The following is a 16,639-nucleotide window of genomic DNA, read 5'->3' as shown; positions in this document are numbered from 1 at the left end:
GGCCTGCCATGCGTATTTTATGGATCCTGCCCTACTCACCCTGGCCCGCCACCAGCGGCGGCAAGACGCGCCAGTTCCATCTGCTGCGCAACCTCGCCGCGCGCGGGCATCGGATCACCCTGCTTTTGCATGACAAACACCCGGTGTCGCTCAGCGACCGCCAGGTGCTGGAAGCGTTTCTCGAACAACTGATCATCCTGCCGCGCCGCCCTCTGCGCAGCGTCACGACCCTGTTGGCCGGGCTGTTTGCGCCGTACCCGCTGCTGGCCAGCGTGAATGGTTTGTCGGGTGAATTGCAGGACACCTTCAATTGGTTGCTGGGTGACCCTTGGGACGTGGTGCAAATCGAACACAGCTACAGCTTCCAGCCGTATGAAGAGGTGCTGGCGCGCAAGTCCCAACCCTTTGTGCTGACGGAACACAACGTTGAATCGGCCCTTGGCGCCGCCACGTATGACCGTTTGCCGGGCTGGTCGCTACCGTTCATTCGCTACGATCAATGGCGCTACGCCCGCTGGGAACGCCGCGTGATGCGCCAGGCCGCCCAGGTGGTCGCGGTGACCGACAGCGATGCGCAGGTACTGGAAAAAATCGCTGGCAAGCCGGTGTCGGTGGTGGTCAACGGCGTGGATTGCGATCACTTCGCCGCCGCCCGTCCCGACCCAACCACCCAACGCGTGCTGTTTCTCGGCAACTACGAATACGCGCCCAATGTGGACGCCATCGAATGGGCCCTGGATGAAATCCTGCCCCAGGTCTGGGAACGCTGCCCCGACGTACGCATGAGCGTGTGCGGCTTCGGCATGCCCGATAGCTGGCGCGCACGCTGGCCGGACCCGCGTATCGAGTGGCAGGGTTTTGTGCCCGACCTGCTGAGCCTGCAATCGAGCTGCTCGGTGTTCCTGGCGCCGTTGCGCCATGGCGGCGGCTCCAAGCTCAAGGTACTGGAAGCCTTGGCCGCCGGCTTGCCGCTGGCAAGTACCGAGCAAGGCGTATCGGGATTGGACCTGGTGGAAGGCCTGGATTACCTCGGCGGGCAAACCGCTGCGAGCCTGGCGGATGCGGTGGTGCGCCTGCTGCAATTTCCCGATGCCGCCACGACCATGGGTGAAGCCGGCCGCGCCTATGTGCGTCGTGCCCATGACTGGAACGTCGCCGCCAGCCAGCTGGAAAAGGTCTACACGACCCTTTTGCCCCAGAATCAAAAGGAGCCCGCATGCGTGTAGGCCTGGATTACCGCACCGTCGGCACCTCGCCGCAATCGGGCATCAGCCGCCAGGTGTACGCGCTGGAAAGCGCCCTGCACGGCCTGCCCGGCATCGAGCTCGAGCGGTTTACCGTGGCGCCCCTGGGCGATGAAACCCGCTTGCAGGCGCACTGCCCGGCCTGGGGTTGCGCCAAGACCGCCATGCACCAGCCGCAGAATCGCCTGCGCTTCGAAGCCGGGTTTCTGCCACGGGCGTTGCGCGAGCACCACATCGACCTGTACATCAGCACCTTCAACATGGGCCTGCCGTTGCCGCCCAAACCCAAGGGCCTGCGCACCGTGGTGCTGTTGCATGACCTGTTCCAGATCACCTTGAACAACTACCACGCCAACCGCTTGAAGGCGCTCATCTATAAGACCAGCGATCGCCTGTCGATCACCTACGCGGTGCACAGCGCCGACCGGGTGTGGACGCCGTCGCAGTACAGCGCCGATGAAACCGCGCGGTTGTTTCCCAAGGCCGCGGGCAAGATTCGTGTGCTGCCCAATCAGGTCGACGGCTTTACCGAACTGGCGGCGGACCTCGGCCCGCGCCAATTGCCCGAGCGCTATTGGTTGCTGGTGGGCACCCGCGAGCTGCGCAAGAACGTGCCGTTCCTGGTGGAGGCCTGGCAGCAGGCGCGGCGCCAGTCCCCCGGCGTGCCGGAGTTGGTGTTGGTGGGCAGCCTCGATCATTTGCCTGAAAACCAGCGCAGCCTGCCTGGCATTCGTGCACTCAGTGGCGTGTCGGATGCCGAATTGCATGCGCTGTACCGCCAGGCGTCGCGCCTGTGGCAACCGTCTTACGCCGAAGGTTTTGGCCTGCCGGTGATCGAAGCCCTGAGCGTGGGCACGCCGGTGGCGGTGGCCAGCGGCACGTCGCTGGATGAAATCACCCCGCCGTCGGCACCGCGCTTTTCGCCCACCGATGGTCCAGCGCTGACGCAGTTGATGATCAGCCTCGGCGAGCGTGCCGCCGATGAATCGCCCGAACAATGCCGGCAGTGGGCAGAACGCTTCAATCATCGCGCCTATCGCGGGCGCCTGGCCGAACTGATCGAGGAGCTGAAGTGAACGTGAACCTGCCCAGCCTCGTCGCCATACTGTTCGGCCTGTTGTTCGGCGCCGCCGCCCTGCTGCTGTCGCCGGCCAAGGCGTTCCTCGCCGTGATCGGCCTGGCCGGTGCGGTGACCATCCTGCGTTTTCCGTTCTGGGGCCTGGTGCTGTTCGCCCTGGTCGCCACGTTCATGCCGTATTCCACGGTCAACCTGGGCATTCGCAGTACCGTCAGCGAAGCGATCCTGGCGCTGACCTGGGGCGCGGTGCTGTGGCACAACTTCCTGGCGCGCCTGCCGGATACGCCGAGCCTCACCCGTCGGCCCACCGACCAGATGCTGTTGTGGCTGATGCTGTTCAGCGTGTTCCCGTTCATCGTCGGCCAGGTCACTATTCACGCCGACACCAGCGGCGTCGCCAACTGGCTGCGCTGGTTGCTGAGCCTGTCGGCGGTGTTCCTCTGTGCCAAGTTGCTGGTGGACCACAAGCACCGCGAATCCCTGGTGATCGCGCTGCTGTTGGGCAGCCTGGCGATGCTGGTGCTGTCGATTGCGGTGTTCGTGCGCACACGCTCCGGGGCCGGTATTGCACCGGTGCTGGCGCTGTTCAACTACGGCAACTTCGACATGCTCAAATTCGGTTTGGAGGCGATGTCGTCGCGCATGGGCTCGCCGTGGATGCACCCGAATGCCATCGGCGGGATCATGGCGTTGCTGCTGCCCCTGGCGTTCTGCTTCGGCATGACCGAGCAAGGCTGGAAACGCGCACTGGGCCTGGGCGTGGCGTGCCTGGGCGCCGCCGCCTTGCTGTTGGCCAGTAGCCGTGGCGCGATGGTCAGCCTGGCGCTGGTGCTGCTGTGGATGGCCACGCGCCGGGTGCCGTACACCGGGCGCCTGCTGATGATCGGCGCGGCGCTGACGGTGGCGCTGGTGATCGCGTATCCGCCGTTGCAGGAGCGCCTGGCGACGATTTTCTCATCGAGCAACGCCAGTACCGAAGTGCGTTTCGACGAGTACCGCATGTTCCCGCAGGCGGTGATGGCGTATCCGTTCGGCATCGGCTTCAAGGTCGACCCGCCCGTCCCCGACACCCACTTGCTGGGCATTTCCAACCTGTGGCTGAACTTCATCTACAAGACCGGCATCGTCGGCATGCTGTTCTTCGTGGCCGTGACCGTGCGCTGGTGGCGTGAAGCGCGCCCGGAACGCGGCCCGATCCGCCTGACCAAGGACAACGCGCTGTGGCTGGGCACCACCGCCGGGATTCTCTCGGCACTGGTCAGCGGCCTGTTTGACCACTACTTCAGCTTTGCCGTGGTGATGGTCGCGCTGTTCTGGCTGATGGTGGGCATCAATGTGCTGGAAGCGCGGCGTCTGTTTCCGGCGCGCCTGCCGCAGGTGAAAAGCATAACGTCGCGCAAAACGCTGCTCGACGGCGTACAGCGCTGATGCTGGGCTCTGCCGCATGGCTGACGCTGGCGACGCTGCTGGGGCTGTGCCTGGGCTTTGCCCGTGAGTGGTTGCTGGTGGCGGCCTGGGGCGCGGGCGAGCGCAGTGATGCGTTCCTGATCGCACTGTTCTTGCCGGAGGCGCTGCGCATGTCGTTGGCCGGCGGTGTGCTGAGTGCAGCGGCGCTGCCGCTGTACCTGGCGCGCCAGGACGACGAGCGGCTGGGCTGGCTGGCGGTGTTGTTCCCGGCGTTGCTGTTGATCGCGCTGGTCACCAGCCTGCTGTTGACTGTATTGGCGCCGTGGCTGGTGCAACTGCTCGGGCCCGGCCTGGCGGCCAGTGCCACGGCGCTCGCCAGCAGCAACTTGCAGATTGTCGCCTGGTGTGTGCCGGGGCTGATGCTGCATGCGCTGTTCAGCATTGCGTTGCAAGCCAGCGAGCGCTTTGTACTGGCGGGCCTGGGCTCGTTGCTGTTCAACCTGCCGCCGGTGGCCTACCTTGCCTTCGCCGGCACCGCCACTCAACCTCACTCATTGGCCCTGGCCTGCCTGGCCGGCAGCCTGTTGATGCCGTTGGCGTTGCTGCCGTCGATGTGGCGCCAGGGCTGGCGGCCGTGGCATTGGCAGCGGTCGTGGGCACCACTGCGGGAGCTGGGCCAACGCATCGGCCCGCTGCTGTTGAGCAACGGCGCCAGCCAGGGCCTGGCCTTGATCGAACGGCTGGTGGCGTCCTTGCTGGGCGAAGGTGCGGTGACCTGGGTCAACCTGGCGCGCAAGCTGATGAACCTGCCGCTGATTGCGCTGATGAGCCTCAACCAGGTGTTGCTGGGCATGATGAGTCGGCGCCAGGGCGACGAGCGCCTGGCCCTGCTCAAGCGTGGCCTGGAAACCGCCAGCGTGCTGACCCTGCCCGCCGGAGTCGGCCTGGTGGCGGCGGCGCCGAGCCTGGTGGCGTTGCTGCTGCCCAAGCAATCGCTGGACTCCCCGTTGCCGCTGCTGCTCGCCTGGTTTGCCGTACCGCTGGTGTTCGGCGCCTGGAACGCCCTGCTCGCGCGCTACGCCTACGCTGCAGGCGATACGCGCCAGCCATTGCGTTGTGAACTGCTCGGCAGCCTGGCCAATGTGCTGTTGCTGGGCGTGCTGCCGTTTGTGTTCGGCCTGGCCGGGATTCCGCTGGCTGCGCTGGCCGGCGTGCTCTGCACCGCGTTGCTGCTGATGCAACGCCAGGCCTTGCTCGGCGCCCTGCCCTGGGCTCGGAGCTGGCTGCTCAGCGCGGTGCTGATGGGCGTGGCGGCGTTGGCGCTGTTTCGGATTGAAGGCGTGTGGCTGCAACTGGGGCTGAGCACCCTGGCTGGCGCGGTGGTATTGCTGGGCATGGCACTCTGGCTGAGACCGTGGCGCAAAGCATGAATGATCGATCAGGACAACTCATATGAAACATCGCTGGATTCAAATGGATATCGCCAAAGGCATCGGCATCCTGGTGATCGTGTTTGCCCACAGTTGGTTCGTCGCCACTTCGCCGGACTTGCTATACCCGGTGCTGGCGTCGTTCATCTTGCCGCTGTTCTTTTTTCTGTCGGGCGTGTTCTTCAAGCCCGAGCAGCCGTTCGTGGAGATGGCGATACGCAAGGCCGATGGCCTGCTCAAACCGTTTTTCTTCACCATGCTCACCTATGTGATCGTGCGCAGCATTCTGCGTGGCCAGCCGCTGTTGCCGGATATCGGCGGTGTGCTGTACGCCTCGGTGGATACCATTCCGTGGCAGGCGCTGTGGTTCCTGCCGCATTTCTGGGTGGCGATCCTGTTCAGTTGGGTGATGCTGCGCCTGATCCAGCGCCTGAAGCTGTCACTGTTGCTCAGTTGCGCGCTGGTAACGCTGCAGTTGATTGTGGGCGTCTGGATGCTGCCGTGGTTCTGGCAGTTGCCAGTCGCGCTAGGCGGGCATACCTGGGTGCTGCCGGGCCTGCCGTTCAGCCTGGATATCACCTTGATCAGCAGCACTTATTTCATTGTCGGCTACCTGCTGCGTGATTGGCTGCGCACCCACGCGGGCTCCTGGCTGACCCTGTTGATTTCGATTGCATTGTTCGTTGTGGTGTTCACCTTCACCTGGGACACCATGGACCTGGCGCAGCGACGCTACGACCACTGGTTCTGGACCACCCTGCCGGCCGTGATCGGCGTGTACGCCTGCTGGGCGCTGGCGCGCGTATTGATGGTGTCGACCTGGGTCACGCGGGCCATGACCTACATCGGTCAGAACACCTTGATCCTGCTGATCTTCCACGGCGAGATCCAGCACAAGACGGTCGACCTGCTGGAGCGCCTGGGGCTGCCCGCGTTTGTCGCGGCCTGCGTGGGGTTTGTGGTGGCGGTGGTGATGCCGTTGTTGATCGGGGAAGTGATCAAGCGGGTGGCGTTCCTGCGGTTTTTCTACTTTCCGTTTCCGGTGCGCAAGGCGTCTGTCGCAAAAACGGCGCCTTGAGGGCGCCGTTCAATCATTGCGTCAGAAAGCGTATTTGACACGGGTCATCAGGTTGCGCGGCGCTCCGTACACGCCGTGGTTGCCGGCGTAGCTGAAGTACTCGCGATCGAGCAGGTTGAAGGGGCCGGTGACGTAGAGATCAAGGACTTAGAGGTCGCGCGCGAAGAACAAGGCGTAAATGATAACGTTTATCATATTCTTCGCAGAGCTGTTACTGCAGGTTTCTGCTGCGGGAGCCGACTGCCCAGCTCCCGCACAGGATCAGTCGTCCAATGGTTGCGGCGCGGCATGCTTGGCGGGCTTGCCAGGTTTGGTGCCAGCCTTGGCACCCTGCTTCTCCGCTGGTGCGGCGGCGGGTTCAGGCTCGGCCGGTGCAGCGGTTTCTTTCTCGGCCATCGGCATCTGGTCGATGGCGCTGAAGAATGCCTTCAGGTCGAGGGTATCCGGCGGTACGGTCTTCTCGAGTTTTTTCTCGCCGTCCTTGCCCACCAGGATCACTTTGGTGCCACTGCCGGCGCCCAGCTTGAGGGCACGGATCAGCGCGTTGGTTTCCGGCGGGGTGAGTTTCCTGCTGTCCTTGGGGTCCTTGGCGAATTTCTCGCCTTCAGCACCGATGCTGCCGAACTTCACGGTGTAGAACACCATGCTGCGTTCTTCAAAGGACTGCTTGGTCGCAGGCTCGTCCAGCTGATTTTTGACCTTGGCCAAGGTGTCGTTGCCTGCATCAAGCTCCACCACCACCAGCGGCCGGGCCTTGCCCAAGTCCTGCTTGAGCGGGTTGATATCATCAGCAGCCAACAGCGGCCCCGTAAAAGCCATCAAGGTAGCCAGGGTCAGCGACCGGATGAGCATGCGCACCTCCTTTGAATTCCATGCAGGGTTCTTGAGTTTCATGTCTGCGACAGTCAAATTCAAGGATGATTCCTACACCACTTTAAGAAAGCGTAGGACAGGACGCCCGCCACGCAAGGGTTTGATGGCTGCGACTGTCATTGTTTCCACTGATTGCGGAAACATCATGAGACCTTCCACTCCGGCCAATGCCGAGCAAATACGGGCGCGACGATGGGGTCGGCGTCCACTTGTGCCAGGCTCAGGGCAAAGCCTGGCGCCAGGCCGCTCAACGCGTCGCGTGCCTCATCCCAGCGCGACACCGCCGCCGCCATCAGGCCCAGTGCATTCGGGGTGTTGTCCGGGGCAAACAACTGGTCGGCAAACTGACCGGCGAACACCACCCAGGCCTGGTGAAGGTAGCGTCGTGTGCCGGTGACAAGCTGGGCCTGCACGGTTTCGTTGACGTTACCGAGCCAGCGTTGCGGGTAGTCGATGATGCCGATCGCCGAGTAGCAATTGGCGGCGATATACACCAGGCCGCGAATGATCTGCGCGCGGTTGCCGGACAACAGGTGGGAGGCGGGAAATTCCAGGCCCAGGTGGATCAGGATCGCTGCGCTTTCCGTCAGCACCTGGCCGTCAGGCGTCACAAGGGTCGGCACCTGTTTGAGCGGGTTGATACGAGCCAGTTCGTCACTGCCCTCGCCCTCTGCCCAGGAAGCCGCGTCGACCCTGCGCCACGGCACCGCACAGCGCTGCAGGGCAATTTCGATCATGCAGGAGCCGGATTCGTCGATGCCGTAGAGCGTATACATGGACCTGTCCTCCTAGCGTTGCAGTTTGGCCTGCAGGTTGGCTTTTACCTGCGGCCACTCCGAGTCGATGATGCTGAAACGCACCGAGTTGCGCTTGCGCCCGTCGGGCATGATGCGTTCGTGACGCACGATGCCTTCCTGCACGGCGCCGAGGCGCAGGATCGCGGCGCGGGACTTTTCGTTGAGTTCATCGGTGGTGAATTGAACACGCACACAGCCGAATACTTCGAACGCGTAGGTCAGCAGCAACAGTTTGGCTTCAGTGTTGATGGCGCTTTTCTGGGTGGACAGCGCCAGCCAGGTGTGACCGATTTCCAGTTTGCGGTTGACCCGGTCGACCTTCCAGAACCGCGTGCTGCCGACCACCTGGCCGGTGTCGCGGCGCACCAGGGTGAACGGGATCACGCTACCGGCATCGCGCCCGGCCAGGGCGGTGTCGATGTACTGGTCGACAGTGTCCGGGCCCGGCACGTTGGTGACCTTGAGGTTCCACAATTCGCCATCGGCGGCGGCCTCGAGCAAGGCGGCCTTGTGTGCCCGTTGCAGGGGTAGGAGTTCGACCGTGGTGCCGGTCAAGGTAAGTTCGGTCATGGGGCTGCGCCGTCAAGGTGGTCGTCAGTGACCAAGAGTGCAGGCTCGCGCACGGACGAATCAAGCGTTTTAAAACAGACCCATTTGCCCGCCGACCAAGGTACTGAAATCGTCATTCACGAATGGCAGGATCGCATCGGCCACCGGCTGCAATTGCCGGGTGACGTAGTGATCGTAATCGATGGGCGCTTGCCGCACCTCCATCGGCTCGGGGCCGTTGACGCTGATCACGTAGCTGATCCAGCCGCCGCGCTGGTATTGGCGCGGGCGGTTCAGGCGGTCGTTGTACTCATCGGCCAGGCGCGCGGCGCGCACATGGGGCGGCACGTTGCGTTCGTAGTCGTCCAACCGGCGGCGTAGGCGTTTGCGGTAGATCAGCAACTCGTCGAGCTCGCCGCTCAGGGTGCGGCGCACGTAGTCGCGGATGTAGTCCTGGTGCGGCTGGCGATGGAAGATGCGCTGGTAGAGTTCCTGCTGGAAGCGCCGGGCCAGGGGCGACCAGTCGCTGCGCACGGTTTCCAGGCCCTTGTAGACCATGTCCTCGCTGCCATCGCTGTGCACCACCAGGCCAGCGTAGCGCTTTTTGCTGCCCTCCTCCGCGCCACGGATGGTCGGCATGAGGAAGCGCGTGAAGTGGGTTTCGTATTGCAGTTCCAGGGCGCTTTGCAGGCCGAACTCGGTGTGCAGGTGCTCGCGCCACCAGTCGTTGACGTGCTGGACCAACGCCTGGCCGATGCGGCCGGCCTCGACTTGGCTGTGGGCTTTGCCGAGCCAGACGAAGGTGGAGTCGGTGTCGCCGTAGATCACCTCGTAGCCTTGGGCTTCGACCAACTGGCGGGTCTGGCGCATGATCTGGTGCCCGCGCATGGTGATCGACGAGGCCAGCCGTGTATCGAAGAACCGGCAACCGCTGGAGCCAAGCACGCCATAGAAGGCGTTCATGATGATTTTCAGGGCCTGGGACAACGGCGCGTTGTGTTCGCGCTTGGCCACTTCGCGGCCTTCGGAAACTCGCGCAACGATGGACGGCAAGCAATGTCGGGTACGGGAAAACCGCGCGCCGCGAAAGCCTTCCACCGATTCACTGTCGTCGGGGTGCTTGAGGCCTTCGACCAGGCCGACCGGATCGATCAGGAAACTGCGGATGATCGACGGGTAGAGGCTTTTGTAATCGAGCACCAACACCGATTCGTAGAGGCCGGGCCGTGAGTCCATGACGAAGCCGCCCGGACTGGCCTGGGGTGGTTTGTCGCCCAGGTTAGGCGCGACGAAGCCCTGGCGATGCATCAACGGCATGTACAAATGGGTGAACGCGGCGACGGAGCCGCCGTTGCGGTCGGCCGGCAACCCGGTGACGCTGGCGCGTTCCAGCAGGAACTTGAGCAGTTCGGTCTTGGCGAAAATCCGCGTGACCAGCTCGCAGTCCTTGAGGTTGTAGCGAGCCAGGGCGGGCTTGTCCTCGGCGAACATGCGGTTGATTTCGTCCATGCGCTGGTACGGCGTGGAGATGTCCTTGCCTTCGCCGAGCAGGGTTTGCGCGACGTTTTCCAGGCTGAAGGATTCGAAACTCCATGTCGCTGAGCGCAAGGCCTCGATGCCGTCGATGATCAACCGCCCCGCTGCCGCCGCGAAGTAATGGTTGCGGCTGCCGTGTTCGCGCCAGGCCATCGGCTCGTCGCCCCGCCCGAGCATCAGCGGCACGTTGAGGCGCTGGGCATGTTCGTGGAGCACGCGCAGGTCGAATTGCACCAGGTTCCAGCCGATGATCGCGTCGGGGTCGTGCTCGGCGAGCCATTGATTGAGGCGCTCGAGCAGTTGGGCGCGGGTGTCGCAGTAGTCGAGCTTGAAATCCACCACGTCAGTTTTGTTCGGCGGGCCGAGCATGTACACCTGGCGTTCGCCGCAGCCTTCGAGAGCGATGGAATACAGATCGCCCTGGGCGGTGGTCTCGATGTCCAGGGACACCAGTTTCAGCGGTGGGCGGTAGTCGGGCGCGGGTTTCATCTGCGCATCGCAGAGTGCGCCGGTAGCGTCGGGGGTGCCGCCGAACCACACGGGCGCGGTGATGAAGCGCTCCATCATGTAGCGCTCGGGTGGGCGCACATCGCCCTCATAGACGTCGACGCCCGCAGCGCGCAGGCGTTTTTCCACGTCCATCGCCTGGCGGTGCTGGCGTGTGTACAGACCCAGGACCGGGCGGTGATGGAAATCGCACAACTGCAACGGGCGCAGTTCGATATCGCGCTCGCCCTTGAGCAGCCAATCCAACGGCTTGCGATGGGCTTCGGGGATGAACATCACCGAGGTCTGCACAGGTAGGCGGATAAACCTCGGACCCTGGTCGGTGGCCAGCCAGAAACTGACCTCCGTGCCCGCCGGGGTATCGCGCCAATGCCGGGTCAGGACAAAACCCTGCTGTAAATCCACCGTACCGCACCTCAGGAATCGCTTTCAGGGCGTGATTCTACTCGGCATCCGAACGCGCGGACCTTAATCTCACAAAATTGTTGCATGACGTTAATAATAATTACTATCATTTGCACTGGAGTTGTATCCGCGCAGTGAGGAAGCGCAACCATTGTTGCCCTTTCCCTCACCATTGACGGTTCACCGTCAGGATCGACCATGCCCGCCCGTATTCCATTCGCTGTGCCGTATCGCCCCACCCTGCTCGCCCTGTGCTGTTCCCTGAGCCTCTCGGCTCACGCCAGCCAGGAAACCGGCACGCTGGAACTGGGCGCCACCACTGTCAGCGCCGAGGCCCCTGCGCCAGGCGCCCTGCCCCCGGTATACGCCGGCGGCCAGGTGGCACGTGGCGCTCAGTTGGGGGTGCTGGGTAACCAGGACATCATGGACGTGCCGTTCAGCATGTCCTCCTATACCGAGAAATTGATCCGCGACCGACAGGCCGAAACGATCGGCGATGTACTGCTCAATGATTCATCGGTGCGCCAGGCGTCTGGCTATGCCAACCAGGCACAGACGTTCATGATCCGAGGCCTGCCGCTCGCCGGTGACGACATGTCCTTCAACGGCCTGTACGGCATCCTGCCGCGTCAGATTATGTCCACCGACGCCCTGGAGCGTGTGGAAGTGTTCAAGGGGCCGAATGCTTTCATCAATGGTGTGACACCGACCGGCTCGGGGATAGGCGGTGGTGTGAACCTGCAACCCAAGCGCGCCGATGACCTGCCACTGCGTCGCTTCAGTACCGATATCAGCAGCGATGGCCGGGTGGGCGAGCATCTGGATATTGGCCAGCGCTTCGGCGAGGACAACCAGGTTGGTGCACGCGTGAACCTGTCCCAGCGCGAAGGCGATACCGGCATCGATGATGAAAATCAGCGCTCGAAGCTGTTCACCGTGGGCCTGGACTACCGCGGTGATGCGTTGCGTCTGTCCAGTGATTTCGTGTATCAGAAGCAGCGCATCAACGGTGGGCGTAATTCGGTATTCCTTGGCACGGCCACCCATGTGCCAGATGCGCCTTCGGCAGACACCAACTACGCGCCGAGCTGGAGCAGCACCAGCCTCGAAGACACCCTGGGGATGCTGCGCGCCGAGTATGACCTGAACGACAACTGGACGGCCTATGCAGCAGGCGGTGCCAAGCACACCCGGGAAATGGGGCGCTACTCGTCGGTCACGCTGACTGACAACAGCGGCAATGCCCTGGCAAGCCGCTCGACCATCGCCCACGAAGAAGACAACCGCAGCTTAATGGGCGGGTTGAACGGCAGTTTCCAGACCGGCCCTGTGAGCCATCGACTCAACTTTGGCCTGGCCGGTATCTGGACTCAAGCACGCAATGCCTATGTGTTCAACGCCTCGTCGACGGCTACCCGAACCAATATCTACGACCCTGTGACCGGCGCTCCGCCCACCCTGAACAACCCGCGCAATACGCCAGGCACTGATTTCAGCGACCCTACCATTACAGGCAAAACATTCGTGCGCAGCGCAGCGGTGTCCGACACCCTGGGCTTCTTCGATGACCGCCTGTTGGTCACGCTGGGCGCGCGCCGCCAGCAGATGGTGGTACAGGCTTACAACTACATGAGCGGTACGCGCACTTCCAACTATGACGAGTCAATTACCACGCCAGTCTACGGCCTGGTGTTCAAACCGTGGCAACACGTGTCCTTCTACGCCAACCGCATCGAAGGCCTTGCGCAAGGCCCGACGTCGCCGGTCAACTCGGGTAACCGGACGATCATCGGTGGCGGCCAGGCGTTTGCGCCCGCTCGCTCCAAACAAATCGAAGCGGGTGTGAAGGTGGACATGGGCACCTATGGCGCCACGCTGGGTGTATACCGTATCGAACAGCCTGGGGCCGGCTACGTTCAGGTCATCGATGCGACTACAGCGCGCTATGTGCGTGAAGGCCAGCAGATCAACAAAGGCGTGGAACTGAACGTCTTCGGCGAGCCCCTCAGCGGCCTGCGTTTGCTGGGCGGTGTGACGGTGATGAAGACCGAACTCAAGGACACGCAAAACGGCGCCAATGACGGTAACCGAGCAATCGGCGTGCCTTCGTTCCAGCTCAACGCCGATGTTGAGTGGGATGTGCCTGGCCTGCAAGGCGTAACCCTCAATGGCCGCTGGCTGCGCACGGGCGGGCAGTACGCCGACGCCGCCAACAACTTGAGCTTGCCGACGTGGAACCGCTTCGATATAGGCGCGCGTTACAACTTCAAGGTTGCCAAGCGTGATGTCACCCTCGGCGCCACCGTGGAGAACGTCGCCAACACGAAGTACTGGGAATCGGCCCAGGGCGGTTTCCTGAGCCAGGGCGACCCGCGTGTTGCCAAGTTGTCGGCGACTGTAGACTTCTAAAAAGCACTACAACGAAGTGAGCCCGTTGTTGCAGTCATGCCTGGCGGGCTTGGTTCAGGTAGTTTTCGATGTTGCCCATTTGTTCATCCCAGCCCCGGGAGTTCATCTTGAAGGCCTTTTGCCGACGGGCTTCTGGCACCGTGTCGAAGCCGGACTCGACCACCCGCAATAGAATGCCTGGAGCACGGTCTTCAAGGGTGAACTCCACCAGCGTGGGGGTTTCCTGGTCATAATCGACACCCGCCTCGACCGCGAAAGGGTGCCACCAGAAGGAGAACAGCGTTTGCGGCAGGATGCGTTCGATCCTGGCCTTCCAGATCACATGTTCATAACCCGGATAGGTGATCGGTGCCTCGATGGTTTGCCCGGCAACAAAGGCTTTGCCTTCGAGGGCGATACCAAACCATTGGCCGAACTGCTCGGCATCGGTGAGGGCTTCCCACACCTGTTTGCGTGCAGCGTTGAGCAGGACTTTCCGTTCGATTCGATCCAATACGTGCATAAGTCACCTCCTCCATTGACAGTAGGTGACATCGAACAATGCGCAACCTGGGATTGTAAGCAATGATGATGACCCCTTTATTGATCCGGCAATTACGTTATGACTGACCCATTGAATGGAAGTTGCTTCTGCAAGGGCGTGCGGTATCAGGTGAGGCGTCTGGACATGCCGATCAGCCACTGCCATTGCGACAGCTGCCGCAAGGTGCATGCAGCGGCATTTGTCACGACAGCCGGCGTGATGCGCGAACACTTTCGTTGGACCCAGGGTGTGGAACTGCTGGCGTCTTTCGAGTCGTCGCCGGGCAAGCTCAGGCATTTCTGCTCGCGTTGCGGCTCGCACCTGATGGCCGAACGAGGGCATCAACCTCACGTCATTGTCCGGGTGGCGACGCTGGACGATGATCCGGGCTTCAAACCCACCGCGCACATCTGGATGGCCCATGATGTGCCCTGGCTTGCCCATGAAGGCGTAGAGCAATGGGACGAGTGGAAAGCCTGATTTAAACCTTTGGGTCTCCAGGTGCTTTGGCCGGCGTTGCGTATTGCGGTTTCAAGTGACCTTCCTGGTCGAGCAACCAGGCGTCCATGATCTGGCGTACGACCGGCCCAGCAACGCGACCGCCGGCTTCACCGTTTTCGATCATCACCGAAATCACAATTTTCGGGTGTTCGGCTGGGGCGAAGCCGACGAACAACGCGTTGTCGCGGTGGCGCTCCAGGGTCTTTTCACGGTTATAACGCTCGCCCTGCTTGATCGCGACCACCTGTGCGGTACCACTCTTGCCAGCGATACGGTATTGCGCGCCTTGTGCGGCAGCACGGGCGATACCGCGTGGGTCGTGCATCACCAATTGCATGCCATGGTTGACCTGCTCCCAATCACGTGGATCCTTGAGGACCACATTGGGCATAGGGTTTTCATCCACCGGTGGCACGCCGTTAATGGTCTTGGCCAAGCGGGGTCGGTTCCACACGCCTTTGTTGGCGATCAGCGCGGTGGCTTGGGCCAGTTGCAGCGGTGTGACCTGCATGTAGCCCTGGCCGATACCGAGGATCACGGTCTCGCCCGGGAACCAGGGTTGGCGGCGAGTGGCGCGCTTCCAGGCCTGGGAGGGCATCAAGCCAGCCGACTCTTCAAACATGTCCAGCGACACTTTCTGGCCCAGGCCGAATTCAGCCAGGTAGTCGTGCAGGCGATCGATGCCCAGCTTGTGGGCCAGGTCGTAAAAGTAGGTATCGTTGGAGCGCATGATAGCGGCGTCCATGTCGACCCAGCCGTCACCGCTGTGGTTCCAGTTGCGGTATTTGTGGTCGAAATCCGGCAGTTGGTAGTAACCGGGATCGAACACACGGGTCTGTGCAGTGACGACACCGCTGTCGAGACCGGCGATGGCGACTTCCGGCTTGATGGTCGAGCCCGGCGCATAGAGCCCGCGCAGGACGCGGTTGAACAGTGGCCGGTCGATGGAGTCATGCAGCGCGGCATATTCCTTGAAGCTGATGCCGGTGACGAACAAGTTAGGGTCGAAACTCGGTTTGCTGACCATGGCCAGCACTTCGCCTGTTTGTGGGTCGAGGGCAACCACCGAGCCACGGCGATCGCCCAAGGCTTCTTCTGCCGCCTCCTGAAGGTGGACGTCGAGGCTCAGTACTATGTTTTTGCCGGGGATCGGATCGGTGTGCTTGAGTACACGCAGCACACGGCCCTGGGCGTTGGTCTCGACCTCTTCATAACCTACGTGACCATGCAGCTCGGACTCGTAGAAGCGTTCGATGCCGGTCTTGCCGATGGATTGAGTGCCGCGGTACTCAACCGAATCGAGGGCTTTGGACTCTTTCTCGTTGATCCGTCCCACGTAACCGATGGAATGCGCAAAGTGGGCGCCCAGGGGATAGTGGCGAACGAACTGAGGTTCTACATCAACCCCTGGCAGACGGAACTCGTTCACCGCCAGCAACGCGATCTGCTCTTCGGTCAGCTCGTAAAACAATGTCACAGGGACAAAGGGGTGGCGTGCCTGCTTCAGCGCCTTGTCGAACATCGCGCGATCCTCGGCGGGCAGGTGCAGCAAACTGACGATGGCGTCCAGCTCGCCCTTGAGGTCGGTGGTGCGCTCTCGGGTGATGGTCAGGTTATAGCTAGGGCGGTTGTCGGCCAACACGACGCCATTGCGGTCGTAGATCAGCCCACGCGTCGGCGTGATGGGTAATACGTGGACGCGGTTGTTTTCGGAAATCGTGGAGTGATAGTCGAACTGCACGACCTGCAGGAAGTACATGCGCCCCACCAGGGCGCAGGAAATGCCAATCACCAGCAGCGCACAGGCGAGCAGGCGCTTGTTGACCAGACGGTTTTCTTTTTCGTGATCTTTGATGGGTATCGGTTCAGGCATTTCTACAGCATCTCGTTGAAGAAGGTCGACGCCGCATCCTGCGGGTGAAAGATCAATCCCTGTGAAAATGTGCTGCACCATACCAAAAATGCAGAAACACTTTGCATCGTTTTGCTCAACGGTACGGTATTTATTGAGGATGAGCTGCGCTTGAATTTTCGACCGCCCAAAACAAAACCCCTGACTGCGTTAGCAATCAGGGGTTCTGGAATTTAATCTTGACGATGACCTACTCTCACATGGGGAAACCCCACACTACCATCGGCGATGCATCGTTTCACTACTGAGTTCGGGATGGGATCAGGTGGTTCCAATGCTCTATGGTCGTCAAGAAATTCGGGTACTGAGTCGCGGCCTGGGCCTCGCTTCAGCAAATTGGGTATGTGACAGCTTTCGGTGTTTTGTGAACGTCGAACTTTCGGTTCATTT

13 protein-coding genes and 1 rRNA gene are annotated in these 16,639 nt (G+C 62.0%); 7 read left to right on the top strand and 7 right to left on the bottom strand.

From position 1 onward, the window contains the following. The first annotated feature begins 8 nt into the window (after positions 1-8). From BM026_RS27915 to BM026_RS27895, 5 genes are read left to right on the top strand one after another with little or no spacing between them, the layout of a single operon-like run. Positions 9-1,226: a glycosyltransferase family 4 protein gene (locus BM026_RS27915; protein ID WP_092249528.1), complete on the top strand. Its 1,218-nt coding sequence runs from the start codon at positions 9-11 to the stop codon at positions 1,224-1,226. Then, complete coding sequence (locus tag BM026_RS27910) at positions 1,217-2,320, top strand: glycosyltransferase family 4 protein (protein ID WP_093127049.1); 1,104 nt, start codon at positions 1,217-1,219, stop codon at positions 2,318-2,320. The genes BM026_RS27915 and BM026_RS27910 overlap by 10 nt, the downstream gene beginning before the upstream one ends. Before the next feature lie 2 nt (positions 2,321-2,322). After that, positions 2,323-3,750 (top strand): O-antigen ligase family protein, encoded by a 1,428-nt coding sequence (locus tag BM026_RS27905; RefSeq protein WP_093513835.1) that lies wholly within the window; start codon positions 2,323-2,325, stop codon positions 3,748-3,750. Next, positions 3,750-5,159 carry a murein biosynthesis integral membrane protein MurJ gene (gene murJ / locus BM026_RS27900; protein WP_093530811.1) on the top strand — a complete coding sequence of 470 codons (1,410 nt, stop codon included), beginning with the start codon at positions 3,750-3,752 and terminating at the stop codon, positions 5,157-5,159. The genes BM026_RS27905 and murJ overlap by 1 nt, the downstream gene beginning before the upstream one ends. Before the next feature lie 22 nt (positions 5,160-5,181). Beyond that, positions 5,182-6,237 carry an acyltransferase family protein gene (locus BM026_RS27895; protein ID WP_093530809.1) on the top strand — a complete coding sequence of 352 codons (1,056 nt, stop codon included), beginning with the start codon at positions 5,182-5,184 and terminating at the stop codon, positions 6,235-6,237. Between the two features lie 261 nt (positions 6,238-6,498). Here the strand turns inward: BM026_RS27895 and BM026_RS27890 are convergent, their stop codons facing one another. From BM026_RS27890 to BM026_RS27875, 4 genes are all read right to left on the bottom strand, one after another. Next, positions 6,499-7,089 carry a DUF4174 domain-containing protein gene (locus BM026_RS27890; protein ID WP_092249515.1) on the bottom strand — a complete coding sequence of 197 codons (591 nt, stop codon included), beginning with the start codon at positions 7,087-7,089 and terminating at the stop codon, positions 6,499-6,501. Positions 7,090-7,253: 164 nt separating this feature from the next. Then, positions 7,254-7,886 (bottom strand): glutathione S-transferase N-terminal domain-containing protein, encoded by a 633-nt coding sequence (locus tag BM026_RS27885; protein WP_092249512.1) that lies wholly within the window; start codon positions 7,884-7,886, stop codon positions 7,254-7,256. Positions 7,887-7,898: 12 nt separating this feature from the next. Continuing rightward, entirely contained in the window at positions 7,899-8,477 is a 579-nt protein-coding gene (locus BM026_RS27880; RefSeq protein ID WP_092249509.1) for a GNAT family N-acetyltransferase, read from the bottom strand. A gap of 69 nt (positions 8,478-8,546) precedes the next feature. After that, the gene (locus BM026_RS27875) at positions 8,547-10,904 is read right to left on the bottom strand and encodes a DNA polymerase II (RefSeq protein ID WP_092249506.1); all 2,358 of its coding nucleotides are present in this window, start codon (positions 10,902-10,904) and stop codon (positions 8,547-8,549) included. A 198-nt stretch (positions 10,905-11,102) separates the two neighbouring features. Between BM026_RS27875 and BM026_RS27870 the strand changes: the two genes are divergently transcribed. Then, positions 11,103-13,313: a TonB-dependent receptor gene (locus BM026_RS27870; RefSeq protein ID WP_093530807.1), complete on the top strand. Its 2,211-nt coding sequence runs from the start codon at positions 11,103-11,105 to the stop codon at positions 13,311-13,313. 34 nt (positions 13,314-13,347) lie between these two features. Here BM026_RS27870 and BM026_RS27865 read toward each other — a convergent pair whose 3' ends face one another. After that, entirely contained in the window at positions 13,348-13,815 is a 468-nt protein-coding gene (locus tag BM026_RS27865; RefSeq protein ID WP_093530805.1) for an SRPBCC family protein, read from the bottom strand. A 99-nt stretch (positions 13,816-13,914) separates the two neighbouring features. Between BM026_RS27865 and BM026_RS27860 the strand changes: the two genes are divergently transcribed. Then, complete coding sequence (locus BM026_RS27860; RefSeq protein WP_092249497.1) at positions 13,915-14,316, top strand: GFA family protein; 402 nt, start codon at positions 13,915-13,917, stop codon at positions 14,314-14,316. 1 nt (position 14,317) lies between these two features. Here the strand turns inward: BM026_RS27860 and mrdA are convergent, their stop codons facing one another. Together mrdA and rrf are read right to left on the bottom strand one after the other, a co-directional pair. After that, positions 14,318-16,210 (bottom strand): penicillin-binding protein 2, encoded by a 1,893-nt coding sequence (gene mrdA, locus BM026_RS27855; protein ID WP_071489740.1) that lies wholly within the window; start codon positions 16,208-16,210, stop codon positions 14,318-14,320. 216 nt (positions 16,211-16,426) lie between these two features. Then, positions 16,427-16,542: ribosomal RNA gene (gene rrf / locus BM026_RS27850) — 5S ribosomal RNA — on the bottom strand. Positions 16,543-16,639: the final 97 nt, after the last annotated feature.

This window comes from Pseudomonas sp. NFPP24, from assembly GCF_900112095.1.
GTDB classification, from domain to species: Bacteria; Pseudomonadota; Gammaproteobacteria; order Pseudomonadales; family Pseudomonadaceae; genus Aquipseudomonas; species Aquipseudomonas extremorientalis.
The sequence above is the reverse complement of the archived record's forward strand: the minus strand, read 5'-3'. Positions and strand labels throughout refer to the sequence as shown.